The organism is Necropsobacter rosorum (assembly GCF_964241405.1).
Taxonomy (GTDB): domain Bacteria; phylum Pseudomonadota; class Gammaproteobacteria; order Enterobacterales; family Pasteurellaceae; genus Necropsobacter; species Necropsobacter rosorum.
Genome location: NZ_CAXSXF010000001.1, coordinates 254,523 through 273,585, shown reverse-complemented (window position 1 = coordinate 273,585; position 19,063 = coordinate 254,523). Strand labels below are relative to the sequence as shown.

Here is a 19,063-nt window from a genome sequence, read left to right as displayed (position 1 = left end):
AATGGCGGCATTATTTTACACCGAAGCCATCGAATTATGCCGTTATCGAAATCAAAACTGACCGCCTATGCGCAACTGATGCGCCTTGATAAGCCGATCGGAACCTTGCTGTTACTCTGGCCGACGTTGTGGGCGTTATTTTTAGCCGCCAAGTCGCTGCCGGATTTATCGGTATTGCTGATTTTTATCCTCGGCGTGATTTTTATGCGCGCGGCGGGCTGCGTGATCAATGATTATGCCGATCGGCATATCGACGGGCAGGTCAAGCGCACCTCACAACGCCCGCTGGCAACCGGCAGCGCAACACCGCAGGAAGCCAAAATGCTGTTTATCCTGTTAGTGTTGTGCGCTTTTGTTTTGGTGCTGTTTCTCAATTATTACGCCATTGCGCTGTCGGTGATTGCGGTGTTGCTGGCGTTTATCTATCCGTTTATGAAGCGTTATACTCACCTGCCGCAGTTTTTTCTCGGCGCCGCTTTCGGCTGGTCGATTCCCATGGCATACGGTGCGGTGCTGGAAAGATTGCCGGCGGAATGCTGGCTGCTGTTTATCGCCAATCTGGCGTGGACGGTGGCTTACGACACCCAATATGCCATGGTGGACAGGGATGACGATTTGCGCATCGGAGTGAAATCCACCGCGATTTTATTCGCCCAATATGATAATAAAATCATCGCATTATTGCAGTTTATCGCGCTGTCGGCGCTGATTGCCGTCGGTTATCTCGCCGGTCTTGCGCAGGGGTATTTTATTTTGCTGTTTTTTGCCGCGCTGTTTTTTATTTATCAATGCAAGCTGACCAAAAACCGCACCCGCGAAGACTGTTTCAAAGCCTTTCTGAATAACAACTATTTCGGCATGACGGTTTTTATCGCCGTTCTGGCGGGCGTTTTCGGCTCCTCCTCTTTCCCCTTAATCGGCTGATCGGATTACGGATATTGCGCCCATCAAAACGGCGGGCGGAAAATATTTGCCCGTTCGCCTTGAAACCGGCGCCCGCCAACCGCATATATCACGGCAAGTCTCAAGTTACAGAAGGAAAACAATATGACGACAATAGTCAGTGTACGCCGCAACGGTAAAGTGGTGGTCGGCGGCGACGGTCAGGTTTCGCTCGGCAATACCGTAATGAAGGGCAACGCGCGCAAAGTGCGCCGGCTGTACCATAATAAAGTGCTGGCGGGTTTTGCCGGCGGTACGGCGGATGCCTTTACCCTGTTTGAACTGTTTGAACGCAAGCTGGAAATGCATCAGGGGCATTTATTAAAAAGTGCGGTGGAATTAGCCAAAGATTGGCGCACCGACCGCACGTTGCGCAAACTGGAGGCGATGCTGATTGTCGCCGATGAGACGGAAAGTCTGATTATTACCGGTATCGGCGATGTGGTACAGCCGGAAGACGATCAGATTCTGGCTATCGGTTCGGGCGGCAATTACGCCCTGTCCGCCGCCCGTGCGCTGGTGGCGAACACCGATCTGTCGGCACGCGAAATCGTGGAAAAATCCTTAACCATCGCCGGCGATATCTGCGTGTTTACCAATCAGCACCACACCATTGAAGAATTGCCTTAAGCGCAACGCATCGACAATAGAGCAACAAAGGAATTGATTATGTCTGAAATGACACCTCGTGAAATCGTATCCGAACTGGATCAACACATTATTGGGCAGGCGGACGCCAAAAGAGCGGTCGCCATCGCCCTGCGCAACCGCTGGCGCAGAATGCAGCTGGAAGAGCCGCTGCGCCATGAAGTCACCCCGAAAAACATTTTGATGATCGGCCCGACCGGGGTGGGGAAAACCGAAATCGCGCGCCGTCTGGCAAAACTGGCGAACGCGCCGTTTATTAAAGTGGAAGCCACAAAATTTACCGAAGTGGGCTATGTGGGTAAAGAAGTGGATTCGATTATCCGCGATTTAACCGACAGCGCCATGAAACTGGTGCGCCAGAGCGAGATCGAAAAAAATCGTTTTCGTGCGGAAGAAGCCGCGGAAGATCGCATTCTGGATGCGCTGTTGCCGCCGGCAAAAAATCAGTGGGGCGAAGTGGAAAACCATGATAATCACAGCAATACCCGTCAGGTTTTCCGTAAAAAATTACGCGAAGGCCAGCTGGACGAGCGGGAAATCGATGTTGATGTGGCGCTGCCGTCCATGGGCGTCGAGATTATGGCGCCGCCGGGCATGGAAGATATGACCAATCAGCTACAGTCCATGTTTCAGAATTTGTCCAGCGGACAAACCAAAAAACGCAAAATGAAGATTAAGGACGCGCTGAAAGTGTTAATCGACGATGAAGCGGCGAAACTGATCAATCCGGAAGAGCTGAAACAAAAAGCGATCGACGCGGTGGAACAAAACGGCATCGTGTTTATCGACGAAATTGACAAAATCTGTAAAAAAGGCGAATACAGCGGCGCCGATGTTTCGCGCGAAGGGGTGCAGCGGGATTTACTGCCGTTGGTGGAAGGTTCGACCATCAACACCAAACACGGTATGGTCAAAACCGATCATATTCTGTTTATTGCCTCCGGCGCCTTTCAGGTGGCGCGTCCGTCGGATTTGATCCCGGAATTACAGGGGCGTTTGCCGATTCGGGTGGAACTTTCCGCCTTAACCGCGAAAGATTTCGAGCGTATTCTGACCGAGCCGAACGCCTCCTTAACCGAGCAATATAAGGCGTTAATGGCAACCGAAGGGGTGCATATCGACTTTACCGAAGATGCGATCAAAACCATTGCCGAAGCGGCGTTCCGGGTGAACGAGAAAACCGAAAATATCGGTGCCCGCCGGCTGCATACGGTGATGGAACGCTTAATGGATAAAATTTCCTTTAACGCCAGCGATATGACCGGCCAGCAAGTGACGATCGATGCCGCCTATGTAAAAGACGCACTGGGCGATGTGGTGGAAAACGAAGATCTCAGCCGGTTTATTCTGTAGGGTTGAAATCTTTCGTATAACAAAAGTGCGGTGGAAATTTTTATTTTTTTCACCGCACTTTTTTATCCGGCTTAGAGGCTGGTCAGCTGCCAGCTTTGATCGGGGTTGAGATGTAAATGCTGTTGGTGATGCTGACGCAGAGTGGTGCGGTGTCCTACGCTGATAATAGTGGTCTGCGGCAGTTCGGCGATTAACAGCCGGTACATGGCGTCTTCCAGCCCTTCGTCCAGACTGGCGGTGGCTTCGTCCAAAAACGCGACGGCAGGTTTATGCAACAGCAAGCGGGCAAATGCCAGACGCTGCTGTTCGCCGAGAGACAGCACGCGGCTCCAGTCGTTTGGCTGTGTCAGTTTATCCGCCAGATGGGCTAAACTGACGCGGCGCAGCAGCTCGGCGGCTTGCCGTATGTCCGCAGATGGCGGCGTCGTATCCGGGTAATAAAGCGCATCAATCAGTCGCCCCTGCGGCAGATAAGGTTTCTGCGATAAAAACAAGGCGCTATGCTGCGGGCGGCCGACGGTGCCTTGCGAATACGGCCATAACCCCGCGGCGGTGCGCAATAAGGTGGTTTTTCCCGCGCCGGATTGCCCCTGAATAAGCAGTCTTGTTCCCGCCGCCAGTTGCACATTGAGGGCACGGATTAAGGTTTGACCGTCCGGCGTGTTGACATCCAGATCGCTGAAAAATACGCTGCCGGCAGTATCACGCATTGCCACTTTGGACGGTTGATTGGTATCCATAATCGCAGTGTGAAAACCGGTCAGACGATCCAGCACCGCGCGGTAGGCGGTAAAACTGTCATAAGCGTTACGATAAAAAGACAGCGCGCTTTCCACTTTGCCGAACGCCTGTGCGGTCTGCATCATATCGCCCAGTTTGATTTGTTGGCTGAAATAGCGGACAGCCTGAATCGCCAGGGGGAAAATCACCGATACCTGCGAAACCAGCAGGTTGAAGCCGGATAATTTCAGGCTGCGGTACACGATGTGCCAGACATTGTCGATCACTTTGTCAAACTGGCGCAGCAGCGTGCTTTTTTCCATTTTTTCGCCGCGGTAAAACGCAATGCTTTCGGCATATTCTTTCAGACGAATCAGTGAATAACGGTAGTTGGCGTTGAGCCGTTCGTTAATAAAATTCAGCCGGATTAACGGGCGTCCGATTTTAAAGGCGAAGATACTGCCGATCAGAACATAAATAAACACTAAAAACACCATCATATGCGGAATTTCTACGCCGCCGATGGTCATCGGGCCGGACAGATTCCATAAAATGACGGTAAATGCCACCAAGGAGACGGATGAGGAAATCACGCCGGTGGCAAAGCCCAGCGATTCAGACACATAGGACTGCACATCCTGCTGGATGCGCTGATCGGGGTTATCCAACTGATTAGACAAAAACTGGGCTTTGTAATAGGCCTGATTGGTCGTCCATTTATCCAGCATATTGGCATTCAGCCAGATACGCCACTGAATGGTAAAGCGCTGGGTCAGATAATAAGTAAACAGAACATTGACCACATGTATGCCGGCCAGAACCGAAAAGATGATCATCTGCTGCCAGAAGACCTCGGCATTGATTTCCTGCAAGGCGCTGTACATGGCGTTGTACCAGCTGGAAAATAAAATATCCAGCCGCACGGACAGTAAATTAAAGGCGATAATAACGAAAAAATAACACAACGGCTTTAGGCTGTTTTTCGGTGACAGATAGCCTTGTGCCAGTAACCAGAACTGATGCGCCCAGCGGGTCGTTCTGGCTAAAATATAAAGTAGGAGGGAAAAAATAATGCCTGTAATAATAAGACTTTTGACGATCCAAAGTAATGAGGTGACGAGTTCTTGCGACCAGTTCATGTGTTGTTCCGACTAAAAAAGCGATTCATCTGACGATAAATTGCCCGATTTAAAAACTTGTTCAAATATTGTTAAAAAAAACAGCATATTAATCAAGAAAAATGTGATAAACGTTCAACTTTTTATAATTCGCTGGTTTTTTAAAAATGGAGATTGCTATAATTTCCGGCAGTCATTTTTTTAAATTTAAGCTAACAGAGGTAACTATGAGTGATATCGCTATCACCATTAGTATTCTTGCGCTCGTCGCCGTCATCGGACTGTGGATCGGGCACTGGAAAATTCGTGGTGTGGGACTTGGCATCGGCGGGGTGCTTTTCGGGGGGATAATCGTTGCCCATTTTATGAATCAGTACGGCGTAAAACTGGATGAGCATACTCTGCATTTTATTCAGGAATTCGGTCTGATTCTGTTTGTTTATACCATTGGTATTCAGGTGGGGCCGGGTTTTTTTGCTTCGCTGCGCGAATCGGGGCTGAAATTAAACGGACTGGCGGCCTTGATTGTCATACTGGGGGCGGCAAGCGTCGTTGCTTTATATAAAGTGGCGGATATTCCGCTGGATATTATTCTGGGGATCTATTCCGGTGCGGTGACCAATACGCCGGCATTAGGGGCAGGACAGCAGATTTTAGACGAACTGGGTATGCTACAGGCGCAGGGCACCATGGGGATGGCGTATGCGGTGGCTTATCCGTTCGGGATTTGCGGCATTTTGCTGACGATGTGGCTGGTTCGCTTATTCTTTAAAATTAAAGTGGAAGACGAAGCGGCGAAATTCCGCAAAGACAGCGGGCAGGACAAAGAAAGCCTGCGTTCGATGAATATTAAGGTTACGAACGTTAATCTTGACGGCTTACGTTTGGTCGATATTCCGGGGTTTGATAACAAAGATGTGGTTTGCTCCCGTCTGAAACGGGGGGAAAATGTCAGCGTGCCGAAAGCGGATACCGAGATTTTCCTTGATGATCTGCTGCATCTGGTGGGTGAGGCCGGTGCGCTGAAAAAAATGAAAATTATCATCGGTGAAGAAAGTAATCTGCCGAATTCCACCTTTACCAGCGGCGATTTACGCTCCGAACGCATTGTCGTCACCAATGAAAAAGTGCTGGGCAAGAAAATCAAATCGCTGGGCATTCACCAGAAATACGGTGTGGTGATTTCCCGTTTGAACCGTGCCGGGGTGGAACTGGTGCCGACGGCCAACACCGCGTTGCAATTCGGTGACGTGTTGCATGTGGTCGGGCGCAGCGATGTAATCGGCAATGCCATTGCGATTATCGGTAATGCGCAGCAGAAATTGCAACATGTACAAATGCTGCCGGTCTTTATCGGTATCGGGCTGGGTGTGTTGCTGGGTTCCGTGCCGTTTTACATTCCGGGATTTCCGGTGGCGCTCAAACTCGGTTTGGCCGGCGGGCCGTTAGTGGTCGCCCTGATTCTGGCGCGAATCGGCAGCGTAGGTAAACTGTATTGGTTTATGCCGCCAAGTGCCAACCTGGCTTTGCGCGAAATCGGTATTGTGTTGTTCCTCGCCGTGGTGGGGCTGAAATCCGGCGGCAATTTCGTCGATACCTTAGTCAACGGCGCCGGTCTGGAATGGATGGGGTACGGCATTCTGATTACCTTTATTCCGCTGATGGCGGTGGCGATTATCGCCCGGCTTTATATGCGTTTAAATTACCTGACATTATGCGGTCTATTGGCGGGTTCCATGACCGATCCGCCGGCACTGGCGTTCGCCAATGCAATCAAAGAAGACAGCGGCGCGGCCGCACTTTCCTATGCGACGGTGTATCCGCTGGTGATGTTCCTGCGTATTATTTCACCGCAGCTGCTCGCCATTTTATTGTGGACGTTCCTGTAATCTGACTTTCGTTCGGATTTATCCGTATTCCCGTACCAATGTGCGGGAATAATTTTTTCTTTTTTGGCAAACGTTTGCTTGATCGGGGCGATATGGTCGGGTCACTGGTCGGATTACTTTCTTCGGAACTTAAAATTAGTTTGCGCCCTATCAAGGGTTTATTTACAATCGGACGGATTTTTTTTGATAAAAACCCTATTACAAGGCTCTAAAATGACAAAACCTAGCATTTTTACTCAAACTTTACTCTCTTCTTTATTATTAACTGCCGCCGGCGGGGCGTCGGCCGCCGCATTCCAATTGGCAGAAATTTCCTCAGTGGGACTGGGACGCGCTTATGCCGGGGAAGCCGCCATGGCGGATAATGCGTCCGTGGTCGCTACCAATCCGGCGTTAATGAGCCTGTTCAAAACCAATCAGTTTTCCGCCGGCGGCGTTTATATTGATTCCAAAATCCGAATGAGCGGCGATGTTGCGGCGAAAAGCGCGAATTTAGGAACGATTGCGAAAGGCAGTGCGGATAATGGTGATGTGGTATCCGGCTCGTTTATACCTAATCTGTATTTTGTTGCACCGATAAACGATAAATTTGCGATCGGCGGCGGTATGAACGTCAACTTCGGCTTAAAAAGCGAATATGACGAAAATTATGATGCCGGTGTATTCGGCGGTAAAACCGAATTAAGTGCGGTGAATTTAAACTTAAGCGGTTCATACCGCGTGTCTCAGGGATTCAGCGTCGGTGCCGGAGTAAATGCCGTTTATGCGCGGGCGAAAGTGGAAAGAACCGCCGGTATTTTAGATACCGCACTGGATAATGTCGCGATCATTATTCCGGCAAGCAGCCCGTATGCGGGATTAGCCCAACAAGCCTCGTCTATCGGCGTTAATATTGATAAAAGCACGGTCGTGACCCGACTAGAAGATAAAAATGCGTGGGCGTTCGGCTGGAATGTGGGCGCGTTATATGAATTTAATGCCGGCAACCGTATCGGTATCGCCTATCACTCCAAATTAGATATTGATTTTAAAGACAACACCGCAAGCAGTTACTTACCGCTCGGCACACAGGCCTATGTCGGTGAAGGCGGTTTGATTCTGCATTTACCAAGTTATCTGGAAATTTCCGGTTTTCATCAGTTGACCGAGCGTTTTGCCATGCATTACAGCTATAAATACAGTAAATGGAGCCGGTTGAAAAATCTGCATGCAACCTACAATAACGGCGATTTGGCCTTCCATAAAGACGAAGAATATGATGACAGTTCGCGTATTGCATTAGGGGCGACTTACGAACTTAATGACAACCTGACGCTGCGTGCGGGGATTGCTTATGATCAGGCGGCGGCTTTAACACCATATGCCAGCGCGGCGATTCCGGATACCGATCGTACTTGGTACAGCGTCGGTGCGACCTATAAATTCACCCCGAATCTTTCGGTTGATTTCGGCTTTGCTCACTTGCGCGGCAAAAAACTTAACTTTACCGAGAAGCAGTCGCTGGCCGGCGGTTTAGTGACGGTTGAGGCGAACTATCATTCAAAAGCGACCGCCAATCTGTATGGTTTGAATCTGAATTATAGTTTCTAATCAACCACAAAATATACGATAATAGAGCCTGTCTTCGGATAGGCTTTTTTATTGGAGAAAGTGCAATGGACGAACTCTATTATTGCTATTTTGATTCGCCGGTAGGGCGTTTGCTTATGCTCGGGCGGCAGGATCAACTGACCAATCTGGATTTTGAATGTGAACAAATCGCGCCCAACTCAAAATGGATTCTCAAGCAAAACTTACCGCTCTTTATGCAGGTGAAACAGGCGTTAAGCCGTTATTTTAACGGTGAAAGGGAAGATTTTTCGCATATTCCGCTGGCACCGCAAGGCACCGCGTTTCAGCAGCGTATCTGGCAGGCGCTGCGTCACATTGCTTACGGTCAAACCTCGACTTACGGAGCGCTGGCACAGCAGATCAACAATCCTAATGCGGTGCGCGCAGTCGGCGGTGCGGTGGGCAGCAATCCGATCAGTATTATTATTCCCTGCCACCGGGTGTTGGGGAAAGACCGGGCGCTGACCGGGTTCGGCGGCGGCCTACCGGCGAAACGCTTTTTATTGCAGCTCGAACATATCGACTATAAAGATAAAGGCGTGGAGTATGTGAAGCAGAAATTATTAAAAAAATATAAAATCTGACCGCACTTTTTATGATCCCGCATAACGAACAGGAATTATTACGGCGCGCAAGGGAAATTGCCGGTCTGACTTTCGCTGAACTGGCGGCGGAGTTGCATCTGCCTGTGCCGCGCGATCTGAAACGGCACAAAGGCTGGGTCGGGATGCTGATCGAAAGCGCGCTGGGCGCCAGTGCCGGCAGCAAAGCCGAACAGGATTTCAGCCATTTAGGAATTGAATTAAAAACCATTCCGGTTAATGCTCAGGGCAAGCCGCTGGAAACCACGTTCGTCAGTCTGGCACCGTTGATCCGCAACAGCGGCATTACCTGGGAACATTCCCATGTCAGACATAAACTGTCTAAAGTGTTGTGGATCCCGGTTGAGGGCGCGCGGGCGATTCCGCTTGCCCGGCGGCATATCGGCAGCCCGATTCTGTGGCAGCCTTCGGCAGAACAGGAACGGCGCCTGCGCCGGGATTGGGAAGAGCTGATGGATTATATCGTGCTGGGCGATATTGCACGGGTCAACGCCCGTTTGGGCGAAGTGATGCAGCTGCGCCCGAAAGGCGCCAATAGCCGGGCGCTGACCCAAGGCATCGGTAAACACGGAGAAATTATCGATACCCTGCCGCTGGGGTTTTATCTGCGCAAAGAATTTACCGCGGAGATTTTGCAGCAATTTTTCGTAACAAGCTGATTTTCAGCTTTTCATTTCGGCTGCAAGCGTATAAGATTTGCAGCTTATTTTTTCGCATAGGAACTTAATTATGTTTGAATGGATGGCAACGCCGGAAGCTTGGATCGCGTTGTTGACGCTGACTGCGCTTGAGATCGTATTAGGGATTGATAATATTATATTTATCAGTATTTTAGTTTCCCGTTTACCGCAGCGTCAACGCCAGTCGGGACGGCTTCTCGGGCTGGCGCTGGCGATGGGAACCCGGATTTTGCTGTTGCTGTCGCTTTCCTGGCTGATGAAGCTGACAACGCCGCTGTTTGTGGTGCTGGAGCAGGAAATTTCCGGGCGCGATTTAATTTTATTGCTCGGCGGGCTGTTTCTGGTGGCGAAAAGTACCCATGAGATTCATCACGCCATGCTGCCGGAAGAGGACGGCGGGCAAACGGTAAAAAAACAGGCGAACTTTTTCAGTATCTTGGCGCAAATCGCCATTCTGGATATTGTGTTTTCGCTGGATTCTGTGATTACCGCGGTGGGCATGGCCAATCATCTTGAAGTGATGATTATTGCCATTGTGCTGGCCGTCGGCGTGATGATGATCGCGGCAAAACCGATTGGGGATTTTGTGGAAAGCCACCCGACGCTGAAAGTGCTGGCGCTGTCGTTTTTGATACTGGTGGGCGTGGCGCTTATCGGCGAAGGTCTGGATTTCCATATTCCGAAAGGTTATATCTACTTTGCCATGGGCTTCTCGGTGGTGGTCGAGATGATCAACATCAAAATGCGCAAACGCTTGATTGCAAAACCCTGATAAGCGAAATACAAAAAAAGTGCGGTGATTTTGACCGCACTTTTCGCACCGCACCGGCGCATGCTCACGCCTTGTTACCAGCTGCGGTGAATATTGGCGCAGATGACCTGACTGAGTACATAAAGCGATGAATTCTTTTTCAGCGTAACGGTATATTTTTCCTGCCGTTTCGGTGCCGCGCGGATACCGTCGCCCCAGAATTCCGTGTAGTAATCGGTTCTTATCTGTGTCAGGCGGTGGGTTTCGCAGTTCAGAATTTTATACTGACGGATGGATTTGGCGTAAAGTTCGGGTCTGTCTTTATAAACGAAAAGCCCTTTGTCGGAATTGATCACGGCGTCGAAATGCACCAGCCGTTTATCTTCGTTATCCACCCAGATTGATGAGGTATCGACGTAATATTCTGCATCCTGCGCCAGTTTCAGGTAGCCCGATTTGACTATATGGGGCGGAACCAGTGCGACTTCGGCATGTTGTACGGGCGGTGTCTGGGCGGAACAGGCGGCTAATAAGACAAGACTTAACGCGAGATTTATTTTTTTCATTTTGAGCTCCTTAAGCCTTAATACTGACGACTAAGGTTGCTTTATTGTGGCATATTTTGCCGTGAATTTCTAACTGAAAAATGGCCGGCGCACAACGGCCGCGGCGTGTTTATGCCGGCGGCGGAGAAAAAATCCGGTGCGCGGCACAAAAATATCGCAAACGATTGCGATGCCGTGATACAATGCGCGGGTTTATTTACCTCAACAAATCAATAGGAAATACAATCGTGAGTGAACAATCCTTAAGTTATAAAGATGCCGGTGTGGACATTAATGCGGGAAATGCGTTAGTGGAAAAAATTAAAGCCGATGTGAAACGCACGACGCGTCCGGAAGTGATCGGCGGCCTTGGCGGTTTCGGTGCTTTATGCGCATTGCCGAGCAAATACAAGGAGCCGATTCTGGTATCGGGCACTGACGGGGTAGGAACCAAATTACGCCTTGCCATTGATCTGAACAAACACGACACAATCGGTATCGATCTGGTGGCGATGTGTGTGAACGATTTAGTGGTGCAGGGCGCCGAGCCGTTGTTTTTCCTAGATTATTACGCCACCGGCAAGCTGGAGGTTGATGTGGCGGCAAGTGTCGTCAAAGGCATTGCCGACGGTTGTGAACAGGCCGGCTGCGCCTTGGTGGGCGGCGAAACGGCGGAAATGCCGGGCATGTATCATGCGGGCGATTATGATTTGGCGGGTTTCTGTGTTGGCGTGGTGGAAAAAGCGGATATTATCGACGGCACGCAGGTGAAAGCCGGCGACGCCTTGGTAGCGCTGGCCTCAAGCGGGCCGCATTCCAACGGTTATTCGCTGATCCGTAAAGTAATCGAAGTGGCGGGCATTAATCCGGCGCAGGAGCAGCTGGCGGGCAAACCGTTCGCCGAGCAGGTCATGGCGCCGACCCGGATTTATGTGAAATCGGTGCTGCAATTGATTAAACATGCCAATGTGCATGCGATTGCGCATCTGACCGGCGGCGGCTTCTGGGAGAACATCCCGCGCGTATTGCCGGCCTCAATGAAAGCGGTGATCGACGAGCAAAGCTGGCAGTGGCCGCCGATTTTCAACTGGTTGCAGGAGCAAGGCAATATCGACCGTTATGAAATGTATCGCACCTTTAACTGCGGGGTGGGCATGATTATTGCACTGCCGCAGGAAGATGTGGAAACCGCAATCGCCTTACTCAATCAGGCCGGTGAGCAGGCATGGCAGATCGGACGGATCGAACATGCCACCGACGGTGAGGCGCAGGTCGTCATCCGCTGATGAAAAAAATCGTCGTATTAATTTCCGGACAGGGACTGAATTTACAGGCTATGATCGATGCCTGTCAGTCCGGCCGGATCGAAGCGGAAATCTGTGCGGTAATCAGTAATAAAGCCAAAGCGTTCGGTTTAACCCGCGCCGCGCAGGCCGCAATTCCGACCCGAGTTTTCTTAGCCAAAGACTATGCCGACGGCGGCGCGCAAGATGAGGCGATCGGCGATTATATCGAATCGCTGGGCGCAGATTTAATCGTACTGGCCGGTTATATGAAAATTCTGAGCGCATCGTTCACCCGCCGTTTTGCCGGTAAAATTCTGAATATTCACCCCTCGCTGCTGCCGAAATATCCCGGGCTGAATACCTATCGGCAGGCATTGGATGCCGGTGAGTGCGAACACGGCACCACGGTGCATTTTGTCAATGAACAGGTGGACGGCGGCGCGGTGGTGCTACAGGCAAAAGTGCCGATTTTTCCGGCTGACGGCGTGGCGGAGATCGAGCAACGGGTAAAAAGTCAGGAGCTGCAAATTTATCCCTTGGTGGTGAAATGGTTTGTTGACGGGCGTTTACAGCTGGTCGGCGACAAGGCTTATCTGGACGGTTGTCCGTTACCCGCCGAAGGTTATGCCGGCGAATAGAATCTCAGTACGACTGAGATTTTTTTTGCTTAAGTGCGGTCATTTTTTTGATAATTTTTGCTATAGTAGCAGCTGTTTTTTATTGTTTTTGGCAGGATATCGTAATGGCGGAAAAAATTATTATTGATGAAAACCGGTTTATGCGTACCATCTCGCGCATTGCCCATGAAATTATTGAAAAACATCAGGATTTAAGTGATCTGGTGATTGTCGGCGTAAAGCGTCGCGGGGCGGAAATTGCAGAGCTGATTAAACGTAAAATCGCTGATCTGACCGGTGCGCAATTGCCTTCCATTGATCTGGATATTACCTTTTACCGCGATGATCTCGAATATGTGGAACCGCAAAGCCAGTCGCCGGTATATAGCGGCGCTTCCGACTATATCAGCATACAGAATAAAACGGTGATTTTAATTGATGATGTGCTGTTTACCGGGCGGACAATCCGTGCCGCGCTGGATGCGTTGATCGATTTCGGGCGGGCGGCGAAAGTGGAACTGGTGATCTTTGTCGATCGCGGCCATCGCGAGCTGCCGATCCGGGCGGATTATGTGGGAAAAAACGTACCGACCAGCCGCAGCGAAAAGGTGCAGGTGCGTACCATGAAATTCGATAACTGCTATGAAGTGGCGCTGATTTCTCCGTAAATCGGCGGAACCTTTTTAGGAATTAATACTCTAACAATGGTAATTTTTAATTGAAGAATGGGCTAGATATGAAAGCATTGAATTTAAGAGCGTTTTTTCTGAGTATCATCGGTTTACTGATGATTTCCTCCGCACAGGCGGCGGAGCGCGTCGTGGCGACGGTAAACGGTGCGCCGATTCTGGAAAGTCAGGTAAAACAGGCTTTGGGCAAACGGGCGAATACAGAAACTAATCGCCAAGCGGCGCTTAATTCGATTATCGACGATATGCTGGTGAATCAGGCGATTAAAGAATCCGGCGTGAAAGTCAGTGATGCCAAGGTGGATCAGATTATTGAAGGCATCGCCGCTCAAAACGGCCTGACTTTCGGTCAGCTGCTGGATGCGCTGGATTATCAGGGCATCAGCTATCAGCATTATCGCCGCCAGATCGCTAATCAGCTGCTGATGGCGGAAGTACGCAATCAGGCGATCGGCAAAAGCGTTGACATCACCCGTGAGGAAGTGCAGGCGCTGGGACAAAAAATGCTGAAACAGGCGAAAGAAACGGGCACGGAAAAGAAAGTCACCGGTACGGAATATCAGGTGCGCCATATTCTTTTGAAATTAAATCCGTTATTAAACGATGCGCAGGCAAAAGCGCAGCTTAATCAGATTCGGGCCGATATTATCGCCGGTAAAATCAGTTTTGCCGATGCGGCGTTAAAGTATTCGAAAGATTATCTGTCCGGCGCCAACGGCGGTAATTTGGGTTTTGCCTTTCCTGAAGCCTATGTCGGGGCGTTCGGCAAAACCATTCAAACTACCAAACAGGGCACGATTTCCGCGCCGTTTAAAACCGAATTCGGCTGGCATATTCTGGAAGTGACCGACACCCGTCAGGGCGACCGCACGCAGGATGCCTATATGCAGAAAGCCTACGAACAGCTGGTTAATCAGCAGCTGCAAAGCGCCTCCAAAGACTGGGTCAGCGCGCTGCGTAAACATGCGGAAATCAAATATTTCAACTAATCGGCACGAATTTCTCGATCCCGGCGCAAAGGCCGGGATTTTGTTTTATAATAGACCGCACTTTTTTTACACAAAACGGCACTATGAATTCAAAAACACATTTAGGACACACCGCCCGCAAACGTTTCGGGCAAAATTTTCTGCACGACAATCAGGTGATTGAAAATATCGTCATGGCGATTTATCCGCAACCGGATCAGTTGCTGGTGGAAATCGGCCCGGGGCTGGGCGCATTAACCGAGCCGGTGGCGGAAAAAGCGGGGCGTTTAACCGTCATTGAGCTGGATCGCGATTTAGCCGAACGGTTGCGTCATCACCCGTTTTTACAGCAGAAGCTGAATGTCATTGAAAGCGATGTGATGCAGTTTGATTTCGGCAAACTGTACGCGGATGAAAATCCGACACAGCCACGGCGCAAGCTGCGCGTGTTCGGCAATCTGCCGTACAATATTTCCACCCCGCTGATGTTTCATCTGTTTAATTATCACGACATCATTCAGGATATGCACTTTATGCTGCAAAAAGAAGTGGTGAAACGCCTGTGCGCCGCGCCGAACAGCAAAGCATACGGCCGCCTGACCGTGATGACGCAGTATTTCTGTCAAGTGCTGCCGGTGCTTGAAGTGCCGCCGAGTGCGTTTAAACCGGCGCCGAAAGTGGATTCCACGGTGGTTCGGCTGGTGCCGCATGAGCAATTGCCGCATCCGGTGAAAGAGTTATCCTGGCTGAACCGTGTTTGTACGCAGGCGTTCAACCAACGGCGCAAAACCTTGCGGAATGCGCTTTCCACTTTATTTTCTGAGGAAAATCTGACCGCACTTGCCGTTGATCCGAACGCCCGGGCGGAAAATCTCAGCGTTGCCGATTATGCCCGTCTGGCAAATTGGCTGGCGGATAATCCGCCGTCCGAGGCATCAGCTCCGGCACAGCGCCGTGACGCGCAGGCATAATCAGGCGGGCAAAGATGAAGGCATCAGCACAGCACAGGAACGGATAAGGCAATGGCAACCTATTTAGTCGGTGATTTACAGGGCTGTTATGACGAATTGCAGCTGCTGTTGGATAAGGTGAAGTTTGATCCGCAACAGGATCAGTTATATCTGGTCGGCGATCTGGTGGCGCGCGGGGATCAATCCCTTGCCTGTCTGCGATTGGTCAAATCGCTGGGCGAGCGGGCGCATACCGTATTGGGCAATCATGATCTGCACTTGATTTCCACCGCACTGGGGATTAAAAAAGTCAAAGCGCGCGATCGGGTGGATGCCATTTTTACTGCGCCGGATTTTCATGAATTAATCCATTGGCTCCGGCAGCAGCCGTTGCTGGTGCATAATGCGCAGGCGGGCTTTGTGATGGTGCATGCCGGCATTTCGCCGGACTGGGATCTGGCGACGGCAAAGGCCTGCGCCGCGGAGGTGGAACAGGTGCTGCGCCACGGGGATTATGCCACCATGATCGCGCAAATGTATGACAATTCGCCGGCGCGCTGGTCACCGGATTTGCAGGGCATGGAACGCCTGCGCTATAGCATTAACGTGTTTACCCGCATGCGGTTTTGTTATCGTGATCATCGTCTGGATTTTGACTGCAAAGCACCGCCGCAACAGGCGCCCGACGAGCTGACGCCGTGGTTTCAGCTGGATAACCCGTTGTATGCGCAGGAAAATATCGTTTTCGGCCATTGGGCGAGCCTGTTGAATACCCCGACTCCGCCGACGATTTACGCGCTGGATACCGGCTGTGTGTGGGGCAACCAGATGACCATGCTGCGCTGGGAAGATAAGCGCTATTTTGTCCAACCGGCAGTCAAGCGATATGCCTAGTTGCAGGGGATAAACGGGGAAAAGTGCGGTCAAAAATCCGGCTGTTTTTGTCGTTTTTACAGGAGTGTTTATGCCAACCGATGCGTTGATTTGTTCCGCCAGCTGCGAGTTGTTTACGCTGCCTTTTTTGCAGTTTGCGCAAATGAAAAAATTCTGTCCCGAGGATATCCCGCGCATCAAGGCGGATTACAAATTCCGCTGGGATAACTGGAAACGCTGTATTTTACAGGTTGCGGGCGAGCTCGGCACACCTTTTGCCAAACCGCATATTGAAAGCTGGACGAATGGCTGGCAGGTGCGCGGGCATTTTTTCGCGTATTTTAAATATGAATTCAATTTGAATTCGGCGGCGATTTTATCGGTGATTTTAAACAGCCGCCGTCTTTCCGTCAGTCTGGACTGGCATTGTTACCGCGCCGACCGTTCGCAAATCGGCGTTGCGCAATATAATCGCTGGCTGGATGATCTGGATGTTCAACGCTATGCGGATTTTGATATCTGGCGCGGCGATGAGAGCGAATATGCCGATTTTCGTCAGCTCAAACAACTCGGTGCGGCGGATCTGACCTTGCGCGACGAGCAGGATTTCTGGTGCATCGGTAAAAATGCGGAAAAAGCGCAGTTGGACGACATCGACGCCGTCGCATTTATCGCCGACAACATACGGGCGCTCGCCCCGCTGTATGAAAAATGCCACCAATAAACCGATTCCCTTTTTCGGCGTTTTCGCTTATGCTTAGCGGGCATTTATGTAAATAAATGCGGGATGTATAACAAGTTTGTTTATTATCTAGCAGGAAATCCTTATGAAAAAATTGTTGCTGGCGACCGCACTTTCCTGTGCCGCCGCTGTTGTCTTTGCCGCCGAACGGCAGAATCCGAACACCGTCGAACATACTTACCGCTTAACCGAATCCTTTAATATCGCCGTGCCACAAGGTTCCGCGGGCGAAACCAAATTATGGGTGCCGCTGCCGTTTAATAGTGATTATCAGGCTGTGAAATCCATTCGTTACGAAGGCAATTACCGGCAGGCTTACATCACGGAAAATAATGCCTATGGCGCGAAAACCCTTTATGCCGACTGGGATGACAAGGCGCAGAAACGGGAGCTGAAAGTGGTGCTGGAGGTGCAAACCAAAGACCGCGAAGTGGGCTTAAGCGGGGCGCTGACGGATTATCAGCCACCGCAAACGATTCATTATTCGGTGGATGTGGCACCGTATCTGCAGCCGACGGCGCATATAAAAACCGACGGTATCGTGAAAGAATATGCCAATAAAATCATCGGCAAGGAAACCAATCCGCTGAAACAAGCGGCGCTTATCCATAATTGGATTGTCGGCCATATGGAACGGGATAATTCGGTGCTCGGCTGCGGGGACGGCGATGTGGAAAAAATACTGACCAGCGGGGTGTTACGCGGTAAATGTACCGATATTAATTCGGTATTTGTGGCGTTGGCGCGAGCCGCCGGCATTCCCGCCAGAGAAGTGTTCGGCATTCGTTTGGGCGCCGCGCCGAAAATGGCCAGATATTCCGCCACCGCATTCGGCAGCTCGAACGAACAAGGCATTGCCGATGTCAGTGGCGCACAGCATTGCCGCGCCGAGTTTTATTTAGCCGGTTTCGGCTGGGTGCCGGTGGATTCCGCCGATGTGGCGAAGATGCGGCTGGCGGAGAAAAAATCGGTCGCTGATGCCGATACGCAGGCGGTGGCGCAGTATCTGTTCGGTAACTGGGAAATGAACTGGATCGGCTTTAATCACGGCCGCGACTTTGAACTCTATCCGGCGGGCGAAATGACGCTGCTGAACAATTTTGGTTATCCTTATGCCGAAGTGGGCGGCGATCCGTTGAATTTCTTTGATCCGAAAGAATTTAGCTATGAGTTTAGCGCCGAAAAATTACACTAACCGTTTTGTCGCCGTTTGCCTGACGGCGCTTGCCGCCGCGCTGGCCTCAAGCCTGTGTTGTATTGCGCCGCTGATTTATCTGCTTTTCGGTGTTTCGTCGGTATGGCTGATCGAACTGAATCAATTCGAGTTTCTGCGCATTCCGATGTTGCTGTGCTCGCTGGCGGCATTCGGCTACGGATTCTGGTTATTGGTGTTTTCCAAACGAATCATTTGCAGCCGATACTTATCCCGCCGCAGCTTGATTTTGCTGTATTGGCTGGTATTGGCGTTGATTTTATTTTTCTTATTTTATCCGACTTTGTTGCCTTGGATATTGGAGGAATGATGATAAAAAAATTCCTGACGGTGATGCTGACAACACTGCTGTTCAGTCTGTCCGTCGCCGCGCAGGCGGAACAGCAGCTGACGCTGAAAATCCCAGAAATGACCTGCCAGCTGTGCGCGTATTTGGTCAATAAGCAATTACGGGCGGTGGACGGCGTGATTTCCACCAAAGCGAACCTGAAAACGCAATCGGTGCGGATTACGGCTCAGCCGCAGGTGAACGTGCAAACCCTGATTCAGGCGGTAGATGAGCTGCATTATCATGCCGAAGTGGTGGAATAGCGGTGGAATAAACGGCGTGCGCGGCCGTTTTCTCGCCGTTATGTTTTTTTGCCGGCAGGCCTGCGGCGGCTTTTTTGTCTGCCAGAGAATGAAAAAATCGCGCCAAAACCACCGCACTTTTCTGTTGCGCGCGGCAAGGTTTTTAGCCGGTTTAACCGACCGTTTCCGCCTGACATTTCAAACCGGCGGGCAATGGAAATAAATGCCTGAGATGCCCTAAAGTTCTGTCAATTTTCCCGGTTTTAGGCTATCCTATACACCATTTTCCAAGTCAA

The 19,063-nt window shown here is 50.7% G+C and carries 21 protein-coding genes; 19 read left to right on the top strand and 2 right to left on the bottom strand.

Features of this window, described 5'->3' with window-relative positions:
* Nucleotides 1-36: 36 nt before the first annotated feature.
* The 3 genes from ubiA to hslU all read left to right on the top strand — a co-directional run bounded on the left by ubiA (nucleotide 37) and on the right by hslU (nucleotide 2,943).
* Nucleotides 37-924, top strand: coding sequence for a 4-hydroxybenzoate octaprenyltransferase (gene ubiA, locus ACESOH_RS01285; RefSeq protein ID WP_032092455.1), 888 nt, complete (start codon nucleotides 37-39; stop codon nucleotides 922-924).
* A gap of 123 nt (nucleotides 925-1,047) precedes the next feature.
* Nucleotides 1,048-1,572 carry an ATP-dependent protease subunit HslV gene (hslV, locus tag ACESOH_RS01280; RefSeq protein WP_373099173.1) on the top strand — a complete coding sequence of 175 codons (525 nt, stop codon included), beginning with the start codon at nucleotides 1,048-1,050 and terminating at the stop codon, nucleotides 1,570-1,572.
* 39 nt (nucleotides 1,573-1,611) lie between these two features.
* Nucleotides 1,612-2,943 carry an ATP-dependent protease ATPase subunit HslU gene (gene hslU / locus ACESOH_RS01275; RefSeq protein WP_373099171.1) on the top strand — a complete coding sequence of 444 codons (1,332 nt, stop codon included), beginning with the start codon at nucleotides 1,612-1,614 and terminating at the stop codon, nucleotides 2,941-2,943.
* Nucleotides 2,944-3,014: 71 nt separating this feature from the next.
* Here the strand turns inward: hslU and ACESOH_RS01270 are convergent, their stop codons facing one another.
* The gene (locus tag ACESOH_RS01270) at nucleotides 3,015-4,802 is read right to left on the bottom strand and encodes an ABC transporter ATP-binding protein/permease (RefSeq protein WP_373099169.1); all 1,788 of its coding nucleotides are present in this window, start codon (nucleotides 4,800-4,802) and stop codon (nucleotides 3,015-3,017) included.
* 206 nt (nucleotides 4,803-5,008) lie between these two features.
* Between ACESOH_RS01270 and ACESOH_RS01265 the strand changes: the two genes are divergently transcribed.
* The 5 genes from ACESOH_RS01265 (at nucleotide 5,009) to ACESOH_RS01245 (ending at nucleotide 10,335) form a co-directional block, all read left to right on the top strand.
* Nucleotides 5,009-6,670 carry a putative transporter gene (locus ACESOH_RS01265; protein ID WP_373099167.1) on the top strand — a complete coding sequence of 554 codons (1,662 nt, stop codon included), beginning with the start codon at nucleotides 5,009-5,011 and terminating at the stop codon, nucleotides 6,668-6,670.
* 213 nt (nucleotides 6,671-6,883) lie between these two features.
* On the top strand, nucleotides 6,884-8,260 hold the full coding sequence (locus ACESOH_RS01260; RefSeq protein ID WP_373099165.1) for an outer membrane protein transport protein: 1,377 nt from the start codon (nucleotides 6,884-6,886) through the stop codon (nucleotides 8,258-8,260).
* Between the two features lie 65 nt (nucleotides 8,261-8,325).
* The gene (locus ACESOH_RS01255) at nucleotides 8,326-8,865 is read left to right on the top strand and encodes a methylated-DNA--[protein]-cysteine S-methyltransferase (protein WP_373099163.1); all 540 of its coding nucleotides are present in this window, start codon (nucleotides 8,326-8,328) and stop codon (nucleotides 8,863-8,865) included.
* 11 nt (nucleotides 8,866-8,876) lie between these two features.
* Nucleotides 8,877-9,542 carry a DNA mismatch repair endonuclease MutH gene (mutH, locus tag ACESOH_RS01250; protein WP_373099161.1) on the top strand — a complete coding sequence of 222 codons (666 nt, stop codon included), beginning with the start codon at nucleotides 8,877-8,879 and terminating at the stop codon, nucleotides 9,540-9,542.
* 70 nt (nucleotides 9,543-9,612) lie between these two features.
* Entirely contained in the window at nucleotides 9,613-10,335 is a 723-nt protein-coding gene (locus ACESOH_RS01245; protein ID WP_032092463.1) for a TerC family protein, read from the top strand.
* Nucleotides 10,336-10,409: 74 nt separating this feature from the next.
* Here the strand turns inward: ACESOH_RS01245 and ACESOH_RS01240 are convergent, their stop codons facing one another.
* Nucleotides 10,410-10,880, bottom strand: coding sequence for a surface-adhesin E family protein (locus ACESOH_RS01240; protein ID WP_373099159.1), 471 nt, complete (start codon nucleotides 10,878-10,880; stop codon nucleotides 10,410-10,412).
* A gap of 227 nt (nucleotides 10,881-11,107) precedes the next feature.
* Between ACESOH_RS01240 and purM the strand changes: the two genes are divergently transcribed.
* The 11 genes from purM (at nucleotide 11,108) to ACESOH_RS01185 (ending at nucleotide 18,990) form a co-directional block, all read left to right on the top strand.
* The gene (gene purM / locus ACESOH_RS01235) at nucleotides 11,108-12,145 is read left to right on the top strand and encodes a phosphoribosylformylglycinamidine cyclo-ligase (RefSeq protein ID WP_373099157.1); all 1,038 of its coding nucleotides are present in this window, start codon (nucleotides 11,108-11,110) and stop codon (nucleotides 12,143-12,145) included.
* The gene (gene purN / locus ACESOH_RS01230) at nucleotides 12,145-12,783 is read left to right on the top strand and encodes a phosphoribosylglycinamide formyltransferase (protein ID WP_032092466.1); all 639 of its coding nucleotides are present in this window, start codon (nucleotides 12,145-12,147) and stop codon (nucleotides 12,781-12,783) included. The genes purM and purN overlap by 1 nt, the downstream gene beginning before the upstream one ends.
* 104 nt (nucleotides 12,784-12,887) lie before the next feature.
* Nucleotides 12,888-13,430, top strand: a complete 543-nt coding sequence (gene pyrR, locus ACESOH_RS01225; RefSeq protein WP_032092467.1) for a bifunctional pyr operon transcriptional regulator/uracil phosphoribosyltransferase PyrR — start codon at nucleotides 12,888-12,890, stop codon at nucleotides 13,428-13,430.
* Between the two features lie 68 nt (nucleotides 13,431-13,498).
* The gene (locus tag ACESOH_RS01220) at nucleotides 13,499-14,440 is read left to right on the top strand and encodes a peptidylprolyl isomerase (protein WP_373099155.1); all 942 of its coding nucleotides are present in this window, start codon (nucleotides 13,499-13,501) and stop codon (nucleotides 14,438-14,440) included.
* A gap of 83 nt (nucleotides 14,441-14,523) precedes the next feature.
* Nucleotides 14,524-15,390, top strand: a complete 867-nt coding sequence (gene rsmA, locus ACESOH_RS01215) for a 16S rRNA (adenine(1518)-N(6)/adenine(1519)-N(6))-dimethyltransferase RsmA (RefSeq protein WP_373099153.1) — start codon at nucleotides 14,524-14,526, stop codon at nucleotides 15,388-15,390.
* A 51-nt stretch (nucleotides 15,391-15,441) separates the two neighbouring features.
* Nucleotides 15,442-16,263: a bis(5'-nucleosyl)-tetraphosphatase (symmetrical) ApaH gene (gene apaH / locus ACESOH_RS01210; protein WP_373099152.1), complete on the top strand. Its 822-nt coding sequence runs from the start codon at nucleotides 15,442-15,444 to the stop codon at nucleotides 16,261-16,263.
* A gap of 70 nt (nucleotides 16,264-16,333) precedes the next feature.
* The gene (locus ACESOH_RS01205; RefSeq protein ID WP_373099151.1) at nucleotides 16,334-16,966 is read left to right on the top strand and encodes an HI_0552 family protein; all 633 of its coding nucleotides are present in this window, start codon (nucleotides 16,334-16,336) and stop codon (nucleotides 16,964-16,966) included.
* A gap of 103 nt (nucleotides 16,967-17,069) precedes the next feature.
* Entirely contained in the window at nucleotides 17,070-18,179 is a 1,110-nt protein-coding gene (locus tag ACESOH_RS01200) for a transglutaminase-like domain-containing protein (RefSeq protein WP_032092472.1), read from the top strand.
* The gene (locus tag ACESOH_RS01195; protein WP_373099150.1) at nucleotides 18,151-18,507 is read left to right on the top strand and encodes a mercuric transporter MerT family protein; all 357 of its coding nucleotides are present in this window, start codon (nucleotides 18,151-18,153) and stop codon (nucleotides 18,505-18,507) included. Before ACESOH_RS01200 ends, ACESOH_RS01195 begins: the two co-directional genes overlap by 29 nt.
* Nucleotides 18,508-18,509: 2 nt before the next feature.
* Nucleotides 18,510-18,788, top strand: coding sequence for a heavy-metal-associated domain-containing protein (locus ACESOH_RS01190; RefSeq protein ID WP_032092617.1), 279 nt, complete (start codon nucleotides 18,510-18,512; stop codon nucleotides 18,786-18,788).
* Nucleotides 18,754-18,990 carry a hypothetical protein gene (locus ACESOH_RS01185; protein ID WP_373099148.1) on the top strand — a complete coding sequence of 79 codons (237 nt, stop codon included), beginning with the start codon at nucleotides 18,754-18,756 and terminating at the stop codon, nucleotides 18,988-18,990. The genes ACESOH_RS01190 and ACESOH_RS01185 overlap by 35 nt, the downstream gene beginning before the upstream one ends.
* The last annotated feature ends 73 nt before the right edge of the window (nucleotides 18,991-19,063 follow it).